Annotated in this window: 19 protein-coding genes, 2 tRNA genes, 2 rRNA genes and 1 other annotated feature; of the genes, 16 read left to right on the top strand and 7 right to left on the bottom strand. The window is 52.7% G+C overall.

Annotated elements, in window-relative coordinates; all coding sequences use genetic code 11:
- Positions 1-22 precede the first annotated feature (22 nt).
- Positions 23-538, top strand: coding sequence for an S-ribosylhomocysteine lyase (gene luxS, locus G5574_RS08900; RefSeq protein ID WP_006120714.1), 516 nt, complete (start codon positions 23-25; stop codon positions 536-538).
- 126 nt (positions 539-664) lie between these two features.
- Here the strand turns inward: luxS and G5574_RS08895 are convergent, their stop codons facing one another.
- Positions 665-1951, bottom strand: coding sequence for an HlyC/CorC family transporter (locus G5574_RS08895; RefSeq protein ID WP_033739517.1), 1287 nt, complete (start codon positions 1949-1951; stop codon positions 665-667).
- 18 nt (positions 1952-1969) lie between these two features.
- A complete protein-coding gene (locus G5574_RS08890; protein WP_006120712.1) occupies positions 1970-2767 on the bottom strand; it encodes a cytochrome C assembly family protein in 798 nt (265 codons plus the stop codon).
- A gap of 167 nt (positions 2768-2934) precedes the next feature.
- On the opposite strand from G5574_RS08890, the gene ffh reads away from it, so the two are divergent.
- The 6 genes from ffh (at position 2935) to G5574_RS08860 (ending at position 7394) form a co-directional block, all read left to right on the top strand.
- The gene (ffh, locus tag G5574_RS08885) at positions 2935-4296 is read left to right on the top strand and encodes a signal recognition particle protein (protein WP_006120711.1); all 1362 of its coding nucleotides are present in this window, start codon (positions 2935-2937) and stop codon (positions 4294-4296) included.
- A 142-nt stretch (positions 4297-4438) separates the two neighbouring features.
- Positions 4439-4687 carry a 30S ribosomal protein S16 gene (gene rpsP, locus G5574_RS08880; protein WP_033739514.1) on the top strand — a complete coding sequence of 83 codons (249 nt, stop codon included), beginning with the start codon at positions 4439-4441 and terminating at the stop codon, positions 4685-4687.
- A gap of 18 nt (positions 4688-4705) precedes the next feature.
- Positions 4706-5254 (top strand): ribosome maturation factor RimM, encoded by a 549-nt coding sequence (gene rimM / locus G5574_RS08875; RefSeq protein WP_006120709.1) that lies wholly within the window; start codon positions 4706-4708, stop codon positions 5252-5254.
- Between the two features lie 35 nt (positions 5255-5289).
- A complete protein-coding gene (gene trmD / locus G5574_RS08870) occupies positions 5290-6051 on the top strand; it encodes a tRNA (guanosine(37)-N1)-methyltransferase TrmD (protein WP_050504850.1) in 762 nt (253 codons plus the stop codon).
- A gap of 42 nt (positions 6052-6093) precedes the next feature.
- Positions 6094-6441 (top strand): 50S ribosomal protein L19, encoded by a 348-nt coding sequence (gene rplS / locus G5574_RS08865; RefSeq protein WP_006120707.1) that lies wholly within the window; start codon positions 6094-6096, stop codon positions 6439-6441.
- Between the two features lie 398 nt (positions 6442-6839).
- Positions 6840-7394: a hypothetical protein gene (locus G5574_RS08860; RefSeq protein WP_033739511.1), complete on the top strand. Its 555-nt coding sequence runs from the start codon at positions 6840-6842 to the stop codon at positions 7392-7394.
- Between the two features lie 21 nt (positions 7395-7415).
- On the opposite strand, the gene G5574_RS08855 is transcribed toward G5574_RS08860, so the two are convergent.
- Positions 7416-7943 (bottom strand): GNAT family N-acetyltransferase, encoded by a 528-nt coding sequence (locus G5574_RS08855; protein ID WP_033739509.1) that lies wholly within the window; start codon positions 7941-7943, stop codon positions 7416-7418.
- A 285-nt stretch (positions 7944-8228) separates the two neighbouring features.
- Between G5574_RS08855 and G5574_RS08850 the strand changes: the two genes are divergently transcribed.
- Both G5574_RS08850 and tyrA read left to right on the top strand, forming a co-directional pair.
- Entirely contained in the window at positions 8229-9308 is a 1080-nt protein-coding gene (locus G5574_RS08850) for a 3-deoxy-7-phosphoheptulonate synthase (protein WP_033739508.1), read from the top strand.
- 6 nt (positions 9309-9314) lie between these two features.
- Positions 9315-10436 carry a bifunctional chorismate mutase/prephenate dehydrogenase gene (gene tyrA / locus G5574_RS08845; RefSeq protein WP_164482517.1) on the top strand — a complete coding sequence of 374 codons (1122 nt, stop codon included), beginning with the start codon at positions 9315-9317 and terminating at the stop codon, positions 10434-10436.
- A 36-nt stretch (positions 10437-10472) separates the two neighbouring features.
- Here tyrA and pheA read toward each other — a convergent pair whose 3' ends face one another.
- The 4 genes from pheA to bamD form a co-directional block, all read right to left on the bottom strand.
- The gene (gene pheA, locus G5574_RS08840; RefSeq protein ID WP_033739505.1) at positions 10473-11636 is read right to left on the bottom strand and encodes a bifunctional chorismate mutase/prephenate dehydratase; all 1164 of its coding nucleotides are present in this window, start codon (positions 11634-11636) and stop codon (positions 10473-10475) included.
- Between the two features lie 22 nt (positions 11637-11658).
- Positions 11659-11782 (bottom strand) — a sequence feature (Phe leader region).
- Entirely contained in the window at positions 11734-11781 is a 48-nt protein-coding gene (locus tag G5574_RS23555; RefSeq protein ID WP_193750318.1) for a hypothetical protein, read from the bottom strand. Its footprint overlaps the feature before it by 48 nt.
- Before the next feature lie 99 nt (positions 11783-11881).
- Positions 11882-12214, bottom strand: a complete 333-nt coding sequence (raiA, locus tag G5574_RS08835; protein WP_006120701.1) for a ribosome-associated translation inhibitor RaiA — start codon at positions 12212-12214, stop codon at positions 11882-11884.
- A 276-nt stretch (positions 12215-12490) separates the two neighbouring features.
- Positions 12491-13222, bottom strand: coding sequence for an outer membrane protein assembly factor BamD (gene bamD, locus G5574_RS08830; RefSeq protein WP_006120700.1), 732 nt, complete (start codon positions 13220-13222; stop codon positions 12491-12493).
- Positions 13223-13351: 129 nt separating this feature from the next.
- Here bamD and rluD point away from each other — a divergent pair, with 129 nt between their 5' ends.
- The 7 genes from rluD to G5574_RS08795 all read left to right on the top strand — a co-directional run bounded on the left by rluD (position 13352) and on the right by G5574_RS08795 (position 23371).
- Positions 13352-14332 (top strand): 23S rRNA pseudouridine(1911/1915/1917) synthase RluD, encoded by a 981-nt coding sequence (gene rluD / locus G5574_RS08825; protein ID WP_006120699.1) that lies wholly within the window; start codon positions 13352-13354, stop codon positions 14330-14332.
- Positions 14329-15060, top strand: a complete 732-nt coding sequence (gene yfiH / locus G5574_RS08820) for a purine nucleoside phosphorylase YfiH (RefSeq protein WP_164482516.1) — start codon at positions 14329-14331, stop codon at positions 15058-15060. The genes rluD and yfiH overlap by 4 nt, the downstream gene beginning before the upstream one ends.
- Before the next feature lie 125 nt (positions 15061-15185).
- Entirely contained in the window at positions 15186-17759 is a 2574-nt protein-coding gene (clpB, locus tag G5574_RS08815) for an ATP-dependent chaperone ClpB (RefSeq protein ID WP_033739502.1), read from the top strand.
- Positions 17760-18236: 477 nt separating this feature from the next.
- Positions 18237-19770: ribosomal RNA gene (locus tag G5574_RS08810) — 16S ribosomal RNA — on the top strand.
- A gap of 73 nt (positions 19771-19843) precedes the next feature.
- A tRNA-Ile gene (locus G5574_RS08805) sits at positions 19844-19920 on the top strand.
- A gap of 142 nt (positions 19921-20062) precedes the next feature.
- Positions 20063-20138: transfer RNA gene (locus G5574_RS08800), tRNA-Ala, on the top strand.
- 340 nt (positions 20139-20478) lie between these two features.
- Positions 20479-23371: ribosomal RNA gene (locus G5574_RS08795) — 23S ribosomal RNA — on the top strand.
- The 16S and 23S rRNA genes sit together here with 2 tRNA genes alongside, the layout of an rRNA operon.
- The last annotated feature ends 53 nt before the right edge of the window (positions 23372-23424 follow it).

The raw sequence follows: 23424 nt of genomic DNA, 5'->3' as shown, positions 1-23424 counted from the left end.
TTTTCAGACTAAGAGGTGACGTATGCCATTACTGGATAGTTTTACTGTAGATCATACCATCATGGCCGCGCCCGCCGTGCGTGTTGCAAAAACCATGAAGACGCCGCATGGCGATACGATTACCGTTTTCGATCTGCGTTTTTGTCGCCCCAATATCGATATTCTGACTGAACGTGGCATCCATACGCTTGAGCATTTGTTTGCAGGTTTTATGCGTAACCACCTCAACGGTGATGGCGTAGAAATTGTCGATATTTCACCTATGGGTTGCCGTACCGGCTTCTACATGAGCCTGATTGGTGCGCCAGATGAGCAACGTGTGGCACAGGCCTGGAAAGGCGCGATGGAAGATGTGCTGAAAGTGAAAGATCAGAACCAGATTCCTGAGCTGAATGAATACCAGTGTGGAAGTTACAAGCTGCATTCGCTGGATGAAGCGCAGCAAATTGCCCGTAATGTGCTGGCACAGGAGATCGGCGTTAACCACAATGACGATCTGAAACTGCCTGCTGAAAAGCTGAAAGAGCTGCACATCTAGTCTGGGCTGTTCTCACAAAAACGCCGCGCATACGCGGCGTTTTTTATTGGGTTACGGCTCGCCGTTTATGCAAAAAGCCGGAGCCAGGCCAATAAAAAGCCGTCCTAAAAGGCGGCTTTATTCTGCTCAGGAGCCTACAGACTGTTTAAGCGGCGTCTGTGGCGTAATGCGCACCTGCTTAATCATATTATCCTGCACATCCAGGATATCGACGTCGTAATGATTCACCCGGACTCGCGTATTAACGGTGGGGATCTCTTCCAGCGCCTCCAGCAGCATGCCGTTAATCGTGCGCGCTTCCTGCTCGGGTAACTGCCAGTTGAAAGCTTTGTTGATCTCACGAATATTGGCGCTGCCTTCAATGAGCACCGAGCCATCGTTTTGCGGCATGACCTCTTCGGCCAGCGACGGAGACATCGAGGTAGTGAAGTCCCCGACAATTTCTTCCAGAATATCCTCGATAGAGATCAACCCTTTAATATCGCCATATTCATCAACGACCAGACCGGTCTTTTTCTTGTTGCGCTGAAACTTCACCAACTGCGTATTAAGCGGAGTGCCTTCCGGGATGTAGTAAATTTCATCAGCGGCACGCAGCAACATCTCTTTAGTGAACTCTTTTTTCTCCGTCATCATGCGCCAGGCTTCACGCACGCGCAGCATGCCCACGCAGTCATCCAGTGAGTCGCGGAACAGTACAATACGACCGTGCGGTGAGTGGCTGAGCTGACGAATCACGGATTTCCAGTCGTCATTGATATTGATGCCGACGATTTCATTGCGTGGCACCATAATATCGTCCACGCTGACCTTTTCCAGGTCCAGTACGGACAGCAACATGTCCTGGTTGCGTCGGGACATGTGCGTACGTGATTCATAAACGATAGTGCGCAGTTCCTCTTTACTTAACGCGGAACTGATAGCTCCTTCTGCCCGAATGCCGACAAGACGCATCAGTAGACGCGTAATGGTATTCAGTAACCAGACCAGCGGCAGCATAACGTACTGCAGCGGGCCCAGCAGAAAGCTACTGGGATAGGCGACTTTTTCTGGATAAAGCGCAGCAACGGTTTTAGGGAGCACCTCTGCAAAAACCAGCACGACAAAGGTCAGAACACCCGTCGCAATCGCCACACCGGCGTCACCATACAGGCGCATTCCCACAATGGTGCCAATGGCGGACGCAAGGATATTGACCAGGTTATTCCCGATGAGCACCAGACTGATAAGGCGATCGGGACGCTTTAACAACTTTTCAACGCGGCGGGCGGCGCGGTGACCATTTTTTGCCTGATGACGCAATTTATACCGATTGAGCGTCATCATGCCGGTCTCAGAACCCGAAAAGTAGGCTGAAACCAACACCATGATGATGAGCGTGACAATCAGGGTCGTGGTCGAAACATGTTCCACCGCAAAACTTCCTTTTGATTAAGAACTGTGAATAAGCAGATGCTGAAGCACGCGACTGCCGAAATAAGCCATCGTCAGCAGCACAGCGCCGCTGCAGTTGAACCACACCACACGGCGACCGCGCCAGCCTTCATGATAGTGGCCCCAGAGCAAAACGATATAGACAAACCAGGCAATAATGGACAGCACGGCTTTATCCACGTTCTCGGCGCTGAACAGATCGTGCATATAGAACAGGCCCGTACACAGCACCAGCGTCAGTAACACCACGCCGACCTGGGTGATGTGGAACATCTTCCGTTCAATGGTCAGCAGCGGTGGCATATCCTGCGTGAAGGCCAGCTTTTTGTTTTTCAACTGGTAGTCAATCCATGCCAGCTGTAACGCATACAACGCCGCAATAATCAGCGTGGCATAGGCAAACAGCGACAGGCCAATGTGGATCATAATGCCTGGCGTTGTTTCAAGATGGGTAATGAATGCGTTCGGTACAAATGTGGCAAAAGCCAGGTTAATTAAGGCAAAGCTGTAGACAATCGGCAGCAGTAACCAGCCACGATTCCGTGAGGCAACAATGGTCATAATGGCACAGATCAGCAGGCTGACCAGCGAACCAATATTCAGCAGGCTGAGGTTTTGCCCGCCATCGACAGCGAAAATTCGTTGCTGCAGGGCGACGGCGTGGGTGACAAGCGCCACACAGGCCGACAACACAGCTAACCGACGCCAGCCGCTTTGACGTTTCAACAGGCTGGGGATGATGAGTGCAAGACTCAGGGAGTAGGCGAACAGCGCCACAATCGCGAAAACGGACATAGTTCCTTTCAGGCATCAGTCAGATAAAGGAAAAGGGCAGTATAGCGCCAGGCGAAGCAGGCTCCAAACGATCTGAGGTGGAATTGAAGAGATCGGCTCGGCTTCGTGTTATAATCCGCCGCATTCTGCCGATATGGCGCCTCGCGATTTTTTTTAAGTGAGAGACAATGTTTGACAATTTAACCGATCGTTTGTCGCAAACCCTGCGCAATATCAGCGGCCGCGGAAGGCTGACTGAAGACAACATCAAAGACACGCTGCGCGAAGTGCGCATGGCATTGCTGGAAGCTGACGTTGCGCTGCCGGTGGTGCGGGATTTCATTAACCGCGTAAAAGAAAGCGCGGTGGGCCATGACGTCAATAAAAGCCTGACGCCGGGGCAGGAATTTATCAAAATCGTCCGCAATGAACTGGTTGCGGCGATGGGCGCAGAAAACAACGCGCTGGATCTGGCCGCGCAGCCGCCGGCTGTCGTGCTGATGGCGGGCCTGCAGGGTGCGGGTAAAACCACCAGTGTGGGTAAGCTGGGTAAATTCCTGCGTGAAAAGCACAAGAAAAAAGTGCTGGTGGTGTCTGCGGATGTTTATCGCCCGGCGGCGATCAAACAGCTGGAAACCTTGGCACAACAGGTGGGGGTGGATTTCTGCCCGTCCGATCTGAGCCAGAAGCCTGTTGATATCGTCAACAACGCGCTGCGTGAAGCCAAACTCAAGTTTTACGATGTATTGCTGGTGGATACCGCAGGTCGTCTGCACGTAGACGAAGCGATGATGGACGAGATTAAACAGGTTCATGCCGCGATTAATCCGGTTGAAACCCTGTTTGTCGTGGATGCCATGACCGGTCAGGATGCGGCGAATACCGCGAAGGCCTTTAATGAAGCGCTGCCGCTGACCGGGGTTATCCTGACGAAAGTGGATGGTGACGCGCGCGGCGGTGCCGCGCTGTCGATTCGCCATATCACGGGCAAGCCAATCAAGTTTATGGGGATGGGCGAGAAGACCGATGCGCTGGAAGCGTTTTATCCGGACCGTATCGCCTCACGCATCCTTGGTATGGGCGACGTCCTCTCGCTTATTGAAGATATCGAGAGCAAAGTTGACCGCGCGCAAGCGGAAAAACTGGCGAAGAAGCTGAAAACCGGCGACGGTTTTGATCTCAATGATTTCCTTGAGCAACTGAAGCAGATGCGCAACATGGGCGGAATGGCGAGCCTGATGGGCAAGCTGCCGGGCATGGGGCAACTGCCTGACAACGTGAAATCGCAGATGGATGACAAAGTGCTGGTCCGCATGGAAGCCATCATCAATTCAATGACGCGCAAAGAGCGCGAAAAACCAGAAATCATCAAAGGCTCACGTAAGCGCCGTATTGCCACCGGCTCCGGTATGCAGGTGCAGGACGTTAACCGCTTATTAAAGCAGTTCGACGACATGCAGCGGATGATGAAGAAAATGAAGAAGGGCGGAATGGCGAAAATGATGCGCGGCATGAAAGGTATGATGCCGCCAGGTTTCCCCGGACGCTAAGGGGTTCCACAAAAAAGCCTGGGAAGGCTCAGTTTAGGTTGCTTTTTGCGCCAAAATGAGTAAAATTTTCGGGCTTTTTATACAGCACCCGGACCCCGTTCCTCGATGGGGGCCGGGTGTTTTATTAACTGAAGAGGATGTTATGGTAACAATTCGTTTGGCACGTCACGGCGCTAAAAAGCGTCCGTTCTATCAGGTCGTCGTTACTGACAGCCGCAATGCACGCAACGGTCGCTTCATCGAGCGCGTAGGTTTCTTCAACCCGATCGCTTCTGGTCAGGCTGAAGCACTGCGTCTGGATCTGGATCGTATCGAGCACTGGGTTGGCCAGGGCGCAACGCTTTCTGATCGCGTTAACGCGCTGATCAAAGAAGCAAAGAAAGCAGCTTAATCTGTCACGGTGGTGAGCATGAGCAGACAACTTGCCGCACAGGCACCTGTTAACCCGATTGTATTGGGCAAAATGGGCGCTGCATACGGCATTCGCGGCTGGCTCAAAGTGTTTTCCTCCACTGAAGACGCTGAAAGCATCTTTGACTACCAACCCTGGTTTATCCAGCGCGCCGGTAAATGGCAGCAGGTGGAACTGGATAGTTGGAAGCACCACAATCAGGACCTGATCATCAAAGTCAAAGGCATTGACGATCGGGATGCGGCGGCACAGTTGACCAATTGCGAAATTCAGGTCGACTCGACGCAACTGCCTGCGCTGGAAAACGGTGAGTACTACTGGAAAGACCTGATGGGTTGCAAGGTGGTCAACGTTGAAGGCTACGAGCTGGGTAAAGTCATCGATATGATGGAAACCGGTTCGAACGACGTTCTCGTCGTGAAGGCAAACCTGAAAGATGCGTTTGGTGTACAGGAGCGGTTAATTCCGTTTCTTGATGAACAGGTTATCAAGAAAGTCGATCTCGCTACTGGCCTTATTGAAGTAGATTGGGATCCTGGTTTTTGATCTCCGAATCAAACGGTAACGTAACGGCGAAAACAATGTGGATTGGTGTAATTAGCCTGTTTCCAGAAATGTTTCGCGCTATTACCGATTACGGGGTAACTGGCCGGGCAGTAAAAAATGGCCTGCTCAGCGTTCAAAGCTGGAGTCCACGTGACTTCACGCACGACCGGCACCGTACTGTGGACGATCGTCCTTATGGTGGCGGACCGGGAATGCTGATGATGGTACAACCTTTACGGGATGCCATCTCCGCAGCGAAAGCAGCGGCGGGAGAGGGTGCCAGGGTGATATATCTTTCACCTCAGGGGCGCAAACTGGACCAACAGGGCGTTTGCGAACTGGCGTCACGCGACAAGTTAATTCTTGTTTGTGGCCGCTATGAAGGGATTGATGAGCGCGTAATCCAGACCGAAATTGATGAAGAATGGTCAATCGGTGATTACGTTCTCAGCGGTGGGGAACTGCCCGCAATGACGATGATTGACGCAGTCGCCCGGTTCATTCCGGGAGTACTCGGCAAGCAGGCGTCAGCCGATGAGGATTCGTTCTCGGAGGGATTGCTGGATTGTCCACACTATACCCGACCTGAAGTGTTAGAAGGGATGGAGGTTCCGCCAGTATTACTGTCGGGCAACCATGCCGATATTCGCCAGTGGCGCCTGAAACAGTCGCTAGGCCGTACCTGGCTGAGAAGACCTGAACTTCTGGAAAACCTGGCTCTGACTGAAGAGCAAGCAAGGTTGCTTAAGGCGTTCCAACAAGAACACCAGCAACAAAACGATGATGCGGAAGAGTAATCTTCCCTGACTATCAGTTTACCCAGGATAAGAGATTTAATTATGAGCAACATTATTAAGCAAATTGAACAAGAGCAGATGAAACAGGACGTACCTTCCTTCCGTCCGGGTGATACCGTGGAAGTGAAAGTATGGGTCGTTGAAGGTTCTAAAAAACGTCTGCAGGCATTCGAGGGCGTGGTTATCGCTATTCGTAACCGCGGTCTGCACTCTGCATTCACTGTTCGCAAAATTTCTAACGGCGAAGGCGTTGAGCGTGTCTTCCAGACTCACTCTCCGGTAATTGACAGCATCGCTGTTAAACGTCGTGGCGCTGTGCGTAAAGCCAAACTGTACTACCTGCGTGAGCGTACTGGTAAGTCTGCTCGTATCAAAGAGCGTCTTAGCTAAGGTATCGCTAACGCGACATCTAAAAGTTAATAGCAAACAAGGGGTTGGCAGCATGCCAGCCCCTTTTTTTATTGCCAGAGAAACGCTTTTACAGAAAAGACTTACCCGATGCAGCCCGCAGTCCGGGTCTGTCGGCCTGACAGGGCTGATTGTCGTTTAGGATGACGAATCCCGGCGTGAAGGACGATCACGATCACTCCCGTCAGCAAGGGATGGCGTCTCTGCCGGTGTTTTCAGGTAACATGTGTCCCGCCGTTCGCGCGTTGAAGACAGGGCCGTACTGCAAAATAAAAGCACGCTGTCATGAGCGGCTGCATAAATACTGCCTCCCCGATTTTCGTCGTCTCGCCCATGAGAGGGGTTGCCCGGGAAGGTGCGCATTATCATAAGGACAGGTTGTGAAGGACGCTCTTTTTTTTCTTTCTGGATTTTTACTTTCCATCGCCTCATTTCGTTCAGCCCGCTATGCGCTGGAAGGCAACAGCAATCTATGGCTTTGCCGCATTCTGACCGTGCTGTGGTCCCTCATGGTGTTCGTGTTGTTTCCCCTGTTTCTCGCCATTGGATTATATGGTCCGGCCCTGATTCTGGTGGCGCTGAACCTCATCATTGTCTGGGCTGGCCGTGAACACAGAAAGGAAATGGCGCGTAAGAAGCAGAAAGCCACGGCAGTTAAGCCGCATATCCCGTTAGTCGATGTGGATATGCCCTGGCTGAACATGAAAGAGATCGGCTTCAGTTATTTTGACTATGAGGGCAAGGTCGTTTACCAACGCGTCGATGTGGAATCCTGCGATGGGCGATTTATTAAAGGTTATAGTCATTTTTACAGAGAGTTACGCGCATTCGAACTGGACCGGATTGAGTACGGTATGGTTATTGTCTGGCGGACAAATGAAAGCATGACCGTTGACGACTGGCTTATCGCTTATGTTGAGGCTTATAGCCTCTGAGAACGCCCGGCTGACCTGACATCAGGGGCGCTGAAAATGATAGATCGCCGCGTTTACTGGCCCGCTGTCCAGGACAATTAAGCCATAACGGTAATCGATAAAGCGCCCACCGCTTTTTTCTGCCACTCGCCGGCTGGCATAGTTGTTCTCCACCGCCAGCAGTTCGATTGTCTGCACATCCGGCCGCGCAAAGCCAAATTCCAGTAATAACTTCACCGCCTGCGTAGCCACGCCCTGGCGCTGTGCATCGCTGCGCACCCAGTAACCGAGGGAACACAACGCGCCCGGCTCGCTGGCAAAACGAAAACCAGCACCGCCTAACAGACGATCCTGCGCATCCACAATCGCAAACTCTTCTGATTCTCGTACCGCCCTTTGTAAGTGGGTAAAGCGAATCCAGCTTTCGGCCTCATGAGGCTGATAGTTTTCGTGTGCCCAGCTCATCCAGGGCAAAAGGGTATCAAGTGAGGCATTTACCGCCGCGGTAAATGCCTCGACATCGTTTAACTGAAAAGGACGTAGCCGGATTGTTGGTGGGATCTGAACCATATTTCTGCCTCTCTGTGGGAATGCGCTTATCTTAACAGGCGATACCGCCACGTAAAATTCTTGTGTGTATAGTAAAATTTACACATTAAGTGGCTTTTGAGTTCATTTGTTTTTTTATTAATATATTGTTTTTATTGCTATTTAATTTATTTTGCCAAGGCTTTTATGGGTAGTGGTAAATAAAGTGTACATCCAGCATTGTTGCGTGTATCAGTTATGGTACAGTAGTGCCACATCCTCTGTGAGGATCCTGTAAACGCATAAATGAGTGTAAAGGACAGCAAGATGCAAAAAGACGCGCTAAACAATGTTCACATTGCGAATGAACAAGTGTTGATCACCCCTGAAGAGCTGAAAACCAAATTTCCGTTAAGCCCTGCGCAGCAGGCGCAAATCGCGGCATCGCGCCAGACCATTGCCGATATCATTGCCGGTCGCGATCCACGCCTGTTAGTGGTGTGCGGTCCTTGCTCTATTCATGACACAGAAGCCGCTCTTGATTATGCGCGTCGTTTAAAAACTCTTTCCGAAACGGTGAGTGATCAACTCTATCTTGTTATGCGCGTCTACTTTGAGAAACCCCGCACAACCGTTGGCTGGAAGGGGTTGATCAACGATCCTTACATGGATAACTCATTTGATATGGAAGCAGGGCTGCACATTGCACGTGAATTGCTGGTTAATCTGGTCGACATGGGCCTGCCTTTAGCTACGGAAGCGCTGGATCCTAACAGCCCACAGTATCTGGGCGATCTCTTCAGCTGGTCGGCGATCGGTGCGCGTACAACGGAATCGCAAACGCACCGTGAGATGGCGTCAGGACTCTCCATGCCGGTTGGCTTCAAAAACGGGACTGATGGCAGCCTGGGCACGGCGATTAATGCCATGCGTGCGGCGGCGATGCCTCACCGGTTTGTCGGGATCAATCAGTCGGGCCAGGTCTGCCTGCTGCAAACGCAGGGTAATCCGGATGGCCACGTCATTTTACGCGGAGGAAAAGCGCCCAACTACAGCCCTGAAGATGTGGCGCAGTGCGAAGCCGCCATGCTAAAAGCGGGACTCCGTCCGGCCTTAATGATAGATTGCAGCCATGGTAACTCCGATAAAGATTACCGCCGTCAGCCCGGTGTAGCGGAATCTGCCGTTGCGCAAATCAAACAAGGTAACCGCTCAATTATTGGCTTGATGCTGGAAAGCCACATCCATGAAGGCAACCAGTCTTCTGAGCAGCCGCGCAGCGAGATGAAGTACGGTGTTTCCGTCACGGATGCCTGCATTAACTGGCAGGTTACCGAAGATTTACTGCGTGGCATGCATCATGAGCTACAAGGGGCGCTGGCGGCGCGTTTTTCACACGAGGTCTGATAGGTAATGGTCGCGGAACTAAACGCATTACGTGAACAAATTGATACGGTAGATAAAGCTTTACTGGTTCTGCTGGCAAAACGTCTGGAACTGGTCGCTGAAGTGGGTGAAGTCAAAAGCCGCCATGGTTTGCCGGTCTATGTCCCTGAACGTGAAGCATCGATGCTGGCGTCGCGTCGTAAAGAAGCTGAGGCCCTCGGTGTTCCTGCGGACTTGATCGAAGACGTATTACGCCGGGTGATGCGTGAATCTTACGCCAGCGAAAACGATAAAGGTTTTAAAACATTGTGTCCTGCGCTTCGCCCAATCGTGATTATCGGCGGTGAAGGGCAGATGGGGCGCCTGTTCAATAAAATGCTGACGTTGTCTGGCTATGCGGTAAAGACGCTGGACAAAGATGACTGGGACAAGGCGGATACATTGCTGGCGGATGCCGGTATGGTGATGATCAGTGTCCCTATTCATCTGACAGAGGCGGTGATTAACCGGCTTCCTCCCTTGCCGGATGACTGCATTCTGGTGGATCTTGCCTCGGTTAAACATCGCCCTTTGCAGGCGATGCTGGCCGCACATCGCGGGCCAGTATTGGGTCTGCATCCAATGTTTGGGCCTGACAGCGGCAGCCTGGCCAAGCAGGTTGTGGTCTGGTGTGATGGGCGACAACCGGAAGCCTACCAGTGGTTTCTGGAGCAGATCCAGGTCTGGGGCGCGCGCCTCCATCGTATCGGTGCGGAAGAGCACGATCAGAACATGGCCTTTATTCAGGCCCTGCGCCATTTTGCGACGTTTGCTTATGGGCTGCATCTGGCGGAAGAGAACGTCAATCTTGACCAACTGCTGGCGTTGTCATCGCCTATCTACCGGCTGGAGCTGGCAATGGTTGGGCGCCTGTTTGCTCAGGATCCCCAGCTCTATGCGGATATCATCATGTCGTCTGAAAATAACCTGAATCTTATCAAGCGGTATTATCAGCGATTTGGCGAAGCGATTGCTTTGCTGGAACAAGGCGATAAGCACGCCTTTATCGCCAGCTTCAATCGGGTTGAGGCCTGGTTTGGCGATCACGCAAAACGCTTTTTGGTTGAAAGCAGAAGCTTACTGCGATCGGCTAACGACAGCCGTCCTTAAAAGCAAAAGGCATCCACCCGGATGCCTTTTTCATTTCTATTGCTTGGGTTCCACAGGAATCACATTCTCACTGGGATAGCAGCCAAGAACTTTCAATGAACGCGTCATGGCGCGAAGTTCTTCCAGTGCCTGCTGCATTTTCTCAGACTGCAAATTACCCTGCACATCCAGATAAAACATCTCTTCCCAGGGATTGCCGTTAATTGGACGGGATTCCAGCTTGCTCATGATGAGATTGTGCTGGCGCAGGACCAAAAGGGCGTCAACCAGTGCACCTGCCTGTTGACCGGTTGCCATGATCAGCGTGGTTTTGGCCGAAATCTGATCGGAGACATCAATAGGTTTGCGTGCCAGAACAATAAAGCGAGTATGGTTCTGCTGCTGGTTAGCCAGATGGCGCTCAAGCACGCGTAACTGATAAAGCTCACCTCCGGCCTCACTGCCGATAGCCGCAACCTTCGGCGAGTTGAGCGCGGCCACTTTTTCCATCGCGGCGGCGGTACTTTCTGTGTAAACAATATTCCAGTGTGGAAAACGGTTGATAAAGTGGCTGGACTGCTGGAAAGGCTGTGGGTGGCTGTAAACCGTTTCGATTTGTTCCAGGTCGCTCGGGCCGCTCACCAGCATGCAGTGCTCAATGGGCAACGTCATTTCACCGACAATCGACAAATTGGTCTGTTGAAGCAGGTCATAAACATCATTGATGGAGCCGGAACTGGTGTTTTCGATGGGCAGGACAGCGTAGTCTGCCGCGTTGTTCTCAACCTGTTTAATAATGTCGTGGAATTTCAGGCAACCGCATTCCACCATGCTGTCGAAATGGCGGGCAGCATACTGTCGCGCAGCCAGATGAGAATAAGAGCCCTTTGGCCCTAAAAACGCGATGCGCGCAGCCTGTGCATGCGGATGGTTCAGGTTCTTTTGCAGCAATGCCTGCTGTGTCAGCACGGAGTCTTCAATGACTAACTGAAACAGACGGGTAATGTAATGCGCATCTAACTGATGCTTTTTGCCCAGCACAATAAGGTGTTCGATCAGCGCGCGCTCACGTTCGATATCACGGACAGGACGATGGGTGGCGAGTTTCGCTTCTGCCACCTCCACAGCCAGCAAACGCCGTTCGGCAAGTAACGTCAGTAGTTTTTCGTCCACGGCGCTGATTTTTTCACGCAGCGCCAGAAGCGGATTGTCCGGGGTCATAAGGCTCACCTGTAAGCTATCCAATAAAAAAGCCTCCCGATTGGGAGGCTTTGTTGTTCGTCTTCGCTTTCTTTTTACACGACGAATGGCCTCCCGTTCAGGGGAAGGTAAAAAAGAAAGCGAAGAAAAACGACAGTATTTTCATGAGGCGTTCCAAAATTGAGCTGACCTGAGAGTAACCGTACTCACGAAAAGCTGTCAACAAAAAACGCGCCCGGAGGCGCGTCAGAAAAGCGGGGATGAGGCTACTCTTCGGCTGCTGGCGTGAAATCTTTCACGCTGCTGGCCGCACGCCGCGCTTCAGGTTTGTGTTGGACTTTATTGAGTTGGCGCTCAAGTTTGCCGATCAAATCATTGATAGCGGTGTACATGTCGTCATGTTTGGCACTGGCGACCAGGGTACCGTTTGGTGTGTTGATGGTCGCGTCCGCCACAAACTCTTTGGACTCTTTCGACAGGACGATATGCGGATTAATCAGGTCAGTTTGCCATTTCTCAAGCTTGGCAAGGCGGTCTTCGACGTGTTCACGGATGGCTGGAGTAATTTCCATTTGCTTACTGGTAATGTTCACGATCATTATGCTTACCTCTCTGTGATTGCCGTCGGAATAGATCCAGCATAGCGCGATAATTCTGTATTTGTGTGATTTTGATCACAAAAAAATGTCACTTTTTGTCAACCAGGGCAAATTGTGAGAAAGGGCGAGAATGTGGTCGAAAAGGCTTGAAGCCAGGGCATTAACAAGGCATTGTTGACAGGTTAGCTCAGCGGCAACGTGTCAATATTGCCTGTTCTGTGCGCAAAAAAAAGCAGCCTCAGGGCTGCTTTTTTTGTTTCGGGAAAGGAAGGCTGATTAACCGTTATTGGCGGCGATAATTTTTGCCACTTTATCGGCCTCTGCATTCAACTGCAGTTGACGGTAGGCATTTTCCATCAGCGGAAGCGCGTCGTGGGTCGCCTGCGTATCAGGATAATCGCGCATCATGCCTTCAACACGGTTAACGACCGCGACATAAGCCCCGCGCTTGGTATAGAATTGCGCCACCGAGAGTTCATATTTAGCCAGACGATCTTTCAGGAAGACCTGACGCTTGTAAGCATCAGCGGCATACTGGCTGTTCGGGTAACTGCGCAGCAGCTGTGCAAAGTCGCGGAAAGCATCGCGCGCATGCGTAGGATCACGGTCCGAACGGTCAATGCCAAAAAAGCCCTGCAATGCTGAATCGTCCAGCGCCATATCCGTCAGACCTTTCATATAGATGACGTAATCGATATTAGGGTGCGTAGGATTCAAACGCATAAAGCGACTGATCGCCGCCTGCGCCATGGGCAGATCGGCATTTTTATAGTACGCGTAGATCAAATCCAACTGAACCTGCTGCGAATAGGGACCGAACGGGTAACGATTATCCAGCGCTTCCAGTTGCTTAATCGCCGCTTTAAAGTTACCGTCCTGCAGCTTTTGTTGCGCTGTAGCATAGATTTCAGAAGGCGGGTTGTCCGGTACCGCGTCATTTGAGCCGGAACAACCAACAAGTGCCAGGCTCAGTGTGGCTGCAGCCACCAGATATTTCATACGCGTCATGACGAAGTGATTATCCTCAAAATGTTATGGCGGAAGCTGTCCGTATAGCTCCCGGTAATGACCAGGTACGATAGCACATTATATTAAACGGCATCGCCGTAAAACCCAACGTTAACGAAGAAGCTGTATATGGCACAACAAGTTCAACTCACCGCAACGGTATCCGAGTCACAACTCGGACAACGTTTAGATCAGACTTTGGCGGAATTGTTCCCTGATTATTCACGTTCCCGCATAAAAGAGTGGATTCTCAACCAGCGCGTCAGTGTTAACGGCACTGTCATTGATAAGCCGAAAGAGAAAGTGCTTGGCGGCGAGCGCGTCACGATTGATGCAGAGATCGAAGAGGAGCAGCGCTGGGAACCCCAGGACATCCCGCTGGATATCGTATACGAAGACGAAGATATTATCGTCATCAATAAACCACGTGACCTGGTTGTTCATCCTGGGGCGGGAAATCCTGACGGTACGGTACTGAATGCACTACTGCATCACTATCCCGCCATTGTGGACGTTCCGCGTGCGGGGATTGTCCATCGTCTGGATAAAGACACCACCGGTTTGATGGTGGTGGCGAAGACCGTACCGGCGCAGACGCATTTAGTTGATGCCCTGCAGCGTCGTGAAATTACGCGTGAATATGAGGCGGTGGCCATTGGCACCATGACGGCGGGGGGAACGGTGGATGAACCGATTAGCCGTCACTCGACGAAACGTACGCATATGTCCGTGCATCCAATGGGTAAACCCGCTGTGACCCATTATCGCATTATGGAGCATTTCCGCGCCCATACGCGGCTTCGTCTGCGACTGGAAACCGGCCGTACGCACCAGATTCGCGTGCATATGTCGCATATTAATCATCCGCTGGTGGGCGATCCGCTCTACGGTGGCCGGCCGCGTCCGCCAAAAGGCGCGTCTGAAGAATTTATCGCGACCTTACGCGGTTTTGATCGTCAGGCACTGCACGCCACGATGCTCCGTCTTTATCATCCCATCTCGGGTATTGAGATGGAGTTTCATGCGGCCATTCCGCAGGATATGATCGATCTGATTGACGCGCTGAAAGCCGACACAGAGATGTTCAAGGATCAACTGGACTGGTTATGAGTCTGATTATCCCACAATGGCCTGCGCCAGCGCAGGTGCGAGCTGTCTCGACATTACGCCACGGTGGCGTCAGTGAGGGAAACTGGTGCTCGCTGAATCTCGGGGGCCATGTCGGTGATAAAGCAGAACATGTTCGTGCTAACCGTGAGCGACTGGTCTCGCTTGCGGCGTTGCCCGCGATGCCGCAATGGCTGAATCAGGTGCATTCAACTGACGTTGAACATCTCTCTGCCCGTATGGATCCTCAGCCGCGGCAAGCCGATGCCTGCATAACGCGTGAGCCGGGCGTAGTTTGTGCTGTGATGACCGCTGACTGCCTGCCCGTGCTGTTTTGTTCTGACGATGGGCGTGAAGTGGCCGCTGCACATGCCGGATGGCGTGGGCTTTGTGGCGGCGTGCTGGAAAATACGCTGGCGCAGTTTCAGGCGCCGCCCGACAGAATCCATGCCTGGCTGGGGCCGGCGATCGGTCCTGATGCTTTTGAAGTCGGCGCGGAGGTTCGTCGTGCATTCATGGACATTGATCCGCGTGCGGCGGATGCATTCCGCCCCGTCGGAGATAAATTTTTTGCCGATATCTGGCATCTGGCCCGACAACGCCTGCAGGCCGCAGGGGTCCAGTCTGTCAGTGCAGATTCACGCTGCACCTTCAGTGAACCCGACAATTTCTTCTCCTACCGCCGGGACGGGATCACCGGGCGTATGGCAACTTTAATTTGGCTGTTATAGTCTTACGCCATAAGACGATCCAGGCAGTGCATTTTTTACTCATATCTCAGGTCATTATCCTTGAAAACTTGAGGGATGACCTCATTTTAATCTCCAGTAGCATTTGACCTGTAATGGGAGGAATTATGCGTCTGGATCGTCTTACTAATAAATTTCAACTTGCTCTCTCCGACGCGCAGTCTCTGGCATTGGGACACGACAACCAGTTTATCGAACCTTTGCATCTGATGAGCGCACTGCTCAAACAGGAAGGGGGATCGGTCGCTCCGCTGTTGTCCTCTACCGGCATAGACGTGGCCTCTCTGCGTACGCAGATTGACCAGGCTATCGATCGTCTGCCCCAGGTGGAAGGCAGCGACGGCGACGTGCAACCTTCTGCCGACCTGATCAGAGTGCTTAATCTGTGCGACAAGCTGGCACAGAAGCGCAATGACAACTTTATCTCATCTGAATTATTTGTTTTGGCAGCCCTGGATTCACGTGGCTCGCTGGCAGACATTCTGAAGTCTGCGGGTGCCACTAACGACAAGCTCACCAAAGCGATAGAACAACTTCGTGGAGGTGACAACGTGAACGATCAGGGTGCTGAAGATCAGCGTCAGGCGTTAAAGAAATACACAATCGATCTCACTGAGCGTGCCGAGAAAGGCAAGCTGGATCCGGTGATTGGTCGTGATGAGGAAATTCGCCGTACCATTCAGGTATTGCAGCGCCGTACTAAAAATAACCCTGTGTTAATCGGTGAGCCCGGCGTAGGTAAGACCGCCATCGTTGAAGGGCTGGCCCAACGCATTATCAATGGCGAGGTGCCGGAAGGGCTGAAAGGTCGCCGTGTACTGGCGCTGGATATGGGCGCGCTGGTGGCGGGGGCAAAATACCGGGGTGAATTCGAGGAGCGTCTGAAAGGCGTACTCAGCGACCTGGCCAAACAGGAAGGCAACGTCATCCTGTTTATCGATGAGTTACATACCATGGTGGGCGCGGGCAAAGCGGACGGCGCAATGGATGCCGGTAATATGCTGAAGCCGGCACTGGCACGTGGTGAGCTGCACTGCGTCGGTGCCACCACGCTGGATGAATATCGCCAGTACATCGAGAAGGATGCGGCACTGGAGCGTCGTTTCCAGAAAGTGTTTGTCGCAGAGCCAAGCGTTGAAGATACCATCGCCATTTTGCGCGGGTTAAAAGAGCGCTATGAGTTGCACCATCATGTACAGATTACTGACCCGGCTATCGTTGCGGCGGCCACGCTTTCTCACCGCTATATCGCCGATCGTCAGTTACCCGATAAGGCGATTGACCTGATCGATGAAGCGGCATCCAGCATTCGTATGCAGATTGACTCCAAACCAGAGGCACTGGATCGACTGGAGCGGCGCATTATTCAGTTGAAACTCGAACAGCAGGCGCTGAAGAAAGAGTCTGATGATGCCAGCGTGAAACGTCTGGAGATGCTCGAAGCGGAGCTGAATCAGAAAGAGCGTGAATATGCTGAGCTGGAAGAAGAGTGGAAAGCGGAAAAAGCCTCATTAACCGGTACGCAGAATATTAAAGCGGAGCTGGAACAGGCACGCCTCCAGCTTGAGCAGGCGCGTCGCTCTGGTGATTTGGCGCAGATGTCTGAGCTGCAGTACGGCAAAATCCCGGCGCTGGAAAAACAACTGGCTTCTGCCACCCAGTCTGAAGGCAAAACCATGAAGCTGCTGCGCAATCGCGTGACAGATGTGGAAATTGCCGATGTGCTGGCGCGCTGGACCGGTATTCCGGTTGCCCGCATGATGGAAGGGGAGCGAGACAAACTGCTGCGAATGGAACAGGAGCTTCACTCGCGCGTTATCGGACAGGATGAAGCCGTCGAGGCGGTGTCCAATGCCATTCGTCGTAGCCGTGCGGGTCTGGCCGATCCAAACCGTCCTGTCGGGTCATTCCTGTTCCTCGGCCCAACGGGTGTGGGTAAAACCGAGTTGTGTAAATCGCTGGCTAACTTCCTGTTTGACAGTGACGATGCGATGGTCCGTATCGACATGTCTGAATTTATGGAGAAACACTCGGTATCGCGGCTGGTGGGGGCACCTCCGGGCTACGTTGGCTATGAAGAGGGCGGCTATCTGACCGAGGCGGTTCGCCGTCGTCCGTATTCGGTGATTCTGCTGGATGAGATAGAGAAGGCGCATCCCGATGTCTTCAATATCCTGCTGCAGGTGCTGGATGATGGCCGGTTAACGGATGGGCAAGGTCGCACCGTTGATTTCCGCAACACGGTGGTAATCATGACCTCGAACCTGGGCTCCGATCTGATTCAGGAACGTTTCGGCAATCTGAACTACGCCGAAATGAAGGGGGTTGTCATGGGTGTGGTAGGACAGCACTTCCGTCCTGAATTTGTTAACCGTATTGATGAGGTGGTGGTGTTCCATCCTCTGGGTGAAAAACACATTGCCTCTATCGCACAGATTCAGCTGCAACGGTTGTACAAACGTCTGGAGGATCGCGGTTATCAGCTGCATATCTCTGATGCCGCGATCAAGCTGCTGGGTGAGAACGGTTATGATCCGGTGTACGGTGCGCGTCCACTGAAACGCGCTATCCAGCAACAGATAGAGAATCCGCTGGCACAGCAGATCCTTTCCGGACAACTGGTTCCGGGAAAAGTGATAGAAATGGATGTCAAAGACGACGTCATTACGGCACATCAGTAAGGTTGTCTCTGTTAAAAACGGGCGTAATGCCCGTTTTTTGTTTCTGAAACGGGCCGGATTGGTGGTTTCTGCGACGGTTTGCCTGGAAAGTGAGCGGTTGAGAAGTTTCTTTGAATTACCCCCTTGCCAGCCCAAAATATTTGCCTATAATGCGCCTCCACTGACACGGCACAACGGCTTACGTAACGCGGTGTTCAGCAGAAAACTCCCCGGAGTTTTCGCCGGAGAAAAACTTCTGAAAAAGAGGTTGACTCTGAAGGAGGAAAGCGTAATATACGCCACCTCGCAACAGACGGTTAACCCGCTGGTTGCACTGCTCTTTAACAATTTATCAGACAATCTGTGTGGGCACTCGCAGGATTGATATCCGCGTCTCCGGACGCAAAAAATATCAAGTCTTAAGAGTGAACACGTATTGAAATTCATTACGACGTTTTCCTTGAGCATCGCTGCACTGGTTGCAGCAAATCAAACTTTAAATTGAAGAGTTTGATCATGGCTCAGATTGAACGCTGGCGGCAGGCCTAACACATGCAAGTCGGACGGTAGCACAGAGGAGCTTGCTCCTCGGGTGACGAGTGGCGGACGGGTGAGTAATGTCTGGGAAACTGCCCGATGGAGGGGATAACTACTGGAAACGGTAGCTAATACCGCATAACGTCGCAAGACCAAAGTGGGGACCTTCGGGCCTCACACCATCGGATGTGCCCAGATGGGATTAGCTGGTAGGCGGGGTAACGGCCCACCTAGGCGACGATCCTAGCTGGTCTGAGAGGATGACCGGCCACACTGGGACTGAGACACGGCCCAGACTCCTACGGGAGGCAGCAGTAGGGAATATTGCACAATGGGCGCAAGCCTGATGCAGCCATGCCGCGTGTATGAAGAAGGCCTTCGGGTTGTAAAGTACTTTCAGCGGGAGGAAGGTGCTGAGGTTAATAACCTCAGCAATTGACGTTACCCGCAGAAGAAGCACCGGCTAACTACGTGCCAGCAGCCGCGGTAATACGTAGGTGGCAAGCGTTATCCGGAATTATTGGGCGTAAAGCGCACGCAGGCGGTCTGTTAAGTCAGATGTGAAATCCCCGGGCTTAACACGGGAACTGCATTTGAAACTGGCAGGCTTGAGTCTCGTAGAGGGGGTAGAATTCGTGTAGCGGTGAAATGCGTAGAGATCTGGAGGAATACCGGTGGCGAAGGCGGCCCCCTGGACGAAGACTGACGCTCAGGTGCGAAAGCGTGGGGAGCAAACAGGATTAGATACCCTGGTAGTCCACGCCGTAAACGATGTCGACTTGGAGGTTGTTCCCTTGAGGAGTGGCTTCCGGAGCTAACGCGTTAAGTCGACCGCCTGGGGAGTACGGCCGCAAGGTTAAAACTCAAATGAATTGACGGGGGCCCGCACAAGCGGTGGAGCATGTGGTTTAATTCGATGCAACGCGAAGAACCTTACCTACTCTTGACATCCAGCGAACTTGGCAGAGATGCCTTGGTGCCTTCGGGAACGCTGAGACAGGTGCTGCATGGCTGTCGTCAGCTCGTGTTGTGAAATGTTGGGTTAAGTCCCGCAACGAGCGCAACCCTTATCCTTTGTTGCCAGCGATTCGGTCGGGAACTCAAAGGAGACTGCCGGTGATAAACCGGAGGAAGGTGGGGATGACGTCAAGTCATCATGGCCCTTACGAGTAGGGCTACACACGTGCTACAATGGCGCATACAAAGAGAAGCGACCTCGCGAGAGCAAGCGGACCTCATAAAGTGCGTCGTAGTCCGGATCGGAGTCTGCAACTCGACTCCGTGAAGTCGGAATCGCTAGTAATCGTGGATCAGAATGCCACGGTGAATACGTTCCCGGGCCTTGTACACACCGCCCGTCACACCATGGGAGTGGGTTGCAAAAGAAGTAGGTAGCTTAACCTCCGGGAGGGCGCTTACCACTTTGTGATTCATGACTGGGGTGAAGTCGTAACAAGGTAACCGTAGGGGAACCTGCGGTTGGATCACCTCCTTACCTGAAGATACCTTCGTGCGAAGTGCTCACACAGATTGTCTGATAGAAAGTCACGAGCAGAAAAAACCTCTACAGGCTTGTAGCTCAGGTGGTTAGAGCGCACCCCTGATAAGGGTGAGGTCGGTGGTTCAAGTCCACTCAGGCCTACCAACTTCGCACTCATGCTGCGTTATGTCTCCGGCTCGCATAGTTCACTATGCTTCGCGGACACACGCCTTGCCTGAGCACGAAGTGCATTTCTCATGAAGTGCACGCAGTTGAGTGGTGGTAGTGGTCTCTGCAGTAACTGTATGGGGCTATAGCTCAGCTGGGAGAGCGCCTGCCTTGCACGCAGGAGGTCAGCGGTTCGATCCCGCTTAGCTCCACCATACTTGCTGTTTTTTCTGACAATACTTCAGAGCGTACCGGCGACGGTGTGCTGCGAAGTATTATGCTCTTTAACAATCCGGAACAAGCTGAAAATTTGAAACGACGCACGTCGTGTTCCTCCGTAATAAGGAACACAGCACGATGCGTTCGGGTCTCTCAAAAGCTTACAGCTTACAAGCAACTGTTATGCAGTAGCGCGTGAGCAGTAAAGAAAGCAAGGCGCGTCGGCGCACAGCCAGCGGAGCGTACTGAAGTACGTGAGCATGGCGGGCACCGCGCAACGATGCATTCTTTACGCGCAGCCGTTACGGTAAACAGATAAACGCCTGTGGGTTGTGAGGTTAAGCGACCAAGCGTACACGGTGGATGCCCTGGCAGTCAGAGGCGATGAAGGGCGTGCTAATCTGCGATAAGCGCCGGTAAGGTGATATGAACCGCTATAACCGGCGATACCCGAATGGGGAAACCCAGTGTGATTCGTCACACTATCATGCAGTGAATACATAGCGGCATGAGGCGAACCGGGGAACTGAAACATCTAAGTACCCCGAGGAAAAGAAATCAACCGAGATTCCCCAGTAGCGGCGAGCGAACGGGGAGGAGCCCAGAACCTGCATCAGCTTGTGCATCAGTGGAAGCGTCTGGAAAGTCGCAGGGTACAGGGTGATACTCCCGTACACAAAGGTGCACAGGCTGTGAGTTCGATGAGTAAGGCGGGACACGTGGTATCCTGTCTGAATATGGGGGGACCATCCTCCAAGGCTAAATACTCCTGACTGACCGATAGTGAACCAGTACCGTGAGGGAAAGGCGAAAAGAACCCCGGCGAGGGGAGTGAAACAGAACCTGAAACCGTGTACGTACAAGCAGTGGGAGCACCTTCGTGGTGTGACTGCGTACCTTTTGTATAATGGGTCAGCGACTTATATTCTGTAGCAAGGTTAACCGTATAGGGGAGCCGCAGGGAAACCGAGTCTTAACTGGGCGTTAAGTTGCAGGGTATAGACCCGAAACCCGGTGATCTAGCCATGGGCAGGTTGAAGGTTGGGTAACACTAACTGGAGGACCGAACCGACTAATGTTGAAAAATTAGCGGATGACCTGTGGCTGGGGGTGAAAGGCCAATCAAACCGGGAGATAGCTGGTTCTCCCCGAAAGCTATTTAGGTAGCGCCTCGTGAACTCATCTCCGGGGGTAGAGCACTGTTTCGGCTAGGGGCCATCCCGGCTTACCAACCCGATGCAAACTGCGAATACCGGAGAATGTTATCACGGGAGACACACGGCGGGTGCTAACGTCCGTCGTGAAGAGGGAAACAGCCCAGACCGCCAGCTAAGGTCCCAAAGTCATGGTTAAGTGGGAAACGATGTGGGAAGGCACAGACAGCGGATGTTGGCTTAGAAGCAGCCATCATTTAAAGAAAGCGTAATAGCTCACTGGTCGAGTCGGCCTGCGCGGAAGATGTAACGGGGCTAAACCATGCACCGAAGCTGCGGCAGCGACGCGTAAGCGTTGTTGGGTAGGGGAGCGTTCTGTAAGCCGTCGAAGGTGTGCTGTGAGGCATGCTGGAGGTATCAGAAGTGCGAATGCTGACATAAGTAACGATAAACAAGGTGAAAAACCTTGTCGCCGGAAGACCAAGGGTTCCTGTTCAACGTTAATCGGAGCAGGGTGAGTCGACCCCTAAGGCGAGGCCGAAAGGCGTAGTCGATGGGAAACAGGTTAATATTCCTGTACTTGGTGTTACTGCGAAGGGGGGACGGAGAAGGCTATATCGGCCGGGCGACGGTTGTCCCGGTTTAAGCGTGTAGGTGTGTGCGCCGCAAATCCGGTGCACTTTACACTGAGGCGTGACGACGAGGCACTACGGTGCTGAAGTGATAAATGCCCTGCTTCGGAAAAGCCTCTAAGCATCAGGTAACACGAAATCGTACCCCAAACCGACACAGGTGGTCAGGTAGAGAATACCGGCGCTTGAGAGAACTCGGGTGAAGGAACTAGGCAAAATGGTGCCGTAACTTCGGGAGAAGGCACGCTGGCGCGTAGGTGAGGGGACTTGCTCCCGGAGCCGAGGCCAGTCGAAGATACCAGCTGGCTGCAACTGTTTATTAAAAACACAGCACTGTGCAAACACGAAAGTGGACGTATACGGTGTGACGCCTGCCCGGTGCCGGAAGGTTAATTGATGGGGTTATCCGTAAGGAGAAGCTCTTGATCGAAGCCCCGGTAAACGGCGGCCGTAACTATAACGGTCCTAAGGTAGCGAAATTCCTTGTCGGGTAAGTTCCGACCTGCACGAATGGCGTAATGATGGCCAGGCTGTCTCCACCCGAGACTCAGTGAAATTGAAATCGCTGTGAAGATGCAGGTTACCCGCGACAGGACGGAAAGACCCCGTGAACCTTTACTACAGCTTGACACTGAACACTGAGCCTTGATGTGTAGGATAGGTGGGAGGCTTTGAAGCGTGGACGCCAGTCTGCGTGGAGCCGTCCTTGAAATACCACCCTTTAATGTTTGGTGTTCTAACGTGGGCCCGTGATCCGGGCTGCGGACAGTGTCAGGTGGGCAGTTTGACTGGGGCGGTCGCCTCCTAAAGTGTAACGGAGGCGCACGAAGGTTGGCTAATCCTGGTCGGACATCAGGAGGTTAGTGCAATGGCATAAGCCAGCTTGACTGCGAGTGACGGCTCGAGCAGGTGCGAAAGCAGGTCATAGTGATCCGGTGGTTCCGCATGGAAGGGCCATCGCTCAACGGATAAAAGCTACCCCGGGGATAACAGGCTTATCTCCCCCAAGAGTCCACATCGACGGGGAGGTTTGGCACCTCGATGTCGGCTCATCGCATCCTGGGGCTGTAGTCGGTCCCAAGGGTTGGGCTGTTCGCCCATTAAAGCGGTACGCGAGCTGGGTTCAGAACGTCGTGAGACAGTTCGGTCCCTATCCGTCGTGGGCGTAGGAAATTTGAGAGGAGCTGTCCTTAGTACGAGAGGACCGGGATGGACGCACCGCTGGTGTACCAGTTGTTCTGCCAAGGGCATAGCTGGGTAGCTATGTGCGGAAGGGATAAGTGCTGAAAGCATCTAAGCACGAAACTTGCCCCGAGATGAGTTCTCCCTGAGGCTCCGAGCCTCCTGAAGGGACGTTGAAGACGACGACGTTGATAGGCCGGGTGTGTAAGCGCAGCGATGCGTTGAGCTTACCGGTACTAATGACCCGTGAGGCTTAACCTTACAACGCCAGAGGCGTTTTGGTTGAGAGACAGAAAGAATTTTCAGCCTTGTTT

The sequence above is a fragment of the Pantoea stewartii genome (assembly GCF_011044475.1).
Lineage (GTDB): Bacteria > Pseudomonadota > Gammaproteobacteria > Enterobacterales > Enterobacteriaceae > Pantoea > Pantoea stewartii.
Note: the sequence above shows the minus strand (reverse complement) of the source record. Positions and strands in the feature narration are given on the sequence as shown.

Excerpts from the sequence above, each read along its gene's own strand:
- luxS (WP_006120714.1), top strand. The coding sequence starts at position 23 with ATGCCATTACTGGATAGTTTTACTGTAGATCATACCATCATGGCCGCG.
- G5574_RS08890 (WP_006120712.1), bottom strand. The coding sequence starts at position 2,767 with ATGTCCGTTTTCGCGATTGTGGCGCTGTTCGCCTACTCCCTGAGTCTT.
- ffh (WP_006120711.1), top strand. The coding sequence starts at position 2,935 with ATGTTTGACAATTTAACCGATCGTTTGTCGCAAACCCTGCGCAATATC.
- rpsP (WP_033739514.1), top strand. The coding sequence starts at position 4,439 with ATGGTAACAATTCGTTTGGCACGTCACGGCGCTAAAAAGCGTCCGTTC.
- rimM (WP_006120709.1), top strand. The coding sequence starts at position 4,706 with ATGAGCAGACAACTTGCCGCACAGGCACCTGTTAACCCGATTGTATTG.
- trmD (WP_050504850.1), top strand. The coding sequence starts at position 5,290 with ATGTGGATTGGTGTAATTAGCCTGTTTCCAGAAATGTTTCGCGCTATT.
- rplS (WP_006120707.1), top strand. The coding sequence starts at position 6,094 with ATGAGCAACATTATTAAGCAAATTGAACAAGAGCAGATGAAACAGGAC.
- G5574_RS08855 (WP_033739509.1), bottom strand. The coding sequence starts at position 7,943 with ATGGTTCAGATCCCACCAACAATCCGGCTACGTCCTTTTCAGTTAAAC.
- G5574_RS08850 (WP_033739508.1), top strand. The coding sequence starts at position 8,229 with ATGCAAAAAGACGCGCTAAACAATGTTCACATTGCGAATGAACAAGTG.
- tyrA (WP_164482517.1), top strand. The coding sequence starts at position 9,315 with ATGGTCGCGGAACTAAACGCATTACGTGAACAAATTGATACGGTAGAT.
- pheA (WP_033739505.1), bottom strand. The coding sequence starts at position 11,636 with ATGACCCCGGACAATCCGCTTCTGGCGCTGCGTGAAAAAATCAGCGCC.
- raiA (WP_006120701.1), bottom strand. The coding sequence starts at position 12,214 with ATGATCGTGAACATTACCAGTAAGCAAATGGAAATTACTCCAGCCATC.
- bamD (WP_006120700.1), bottom strand. The coding sequence starts at position 13,222 with ATGACGCGTATGAAATATCTGGTGGCTGCAGCCACACTGAGCCTGGCA.
- rluD (WP_006120699.1), top strand. The coding sequence starts at position 13,352 with ATGGCACAACAAGTTCAACTCACCGCAACGGTATCCGAGTCACAACTC.
- yfiH (WP_164482516.1), top strand. The coding sequence starts at position 14,329 with ATGAGTCTGATTATCCCACAATGGCCTGCGCCAGCGCAGGTGCGAGCT.
- clpB (WP_033739502.1), top strand. The coding sequence starts at position 15,186 with ATGCGTCTGGATCGTCTTACTAATAAATTTCAACTTGCTCTCTCCGAC.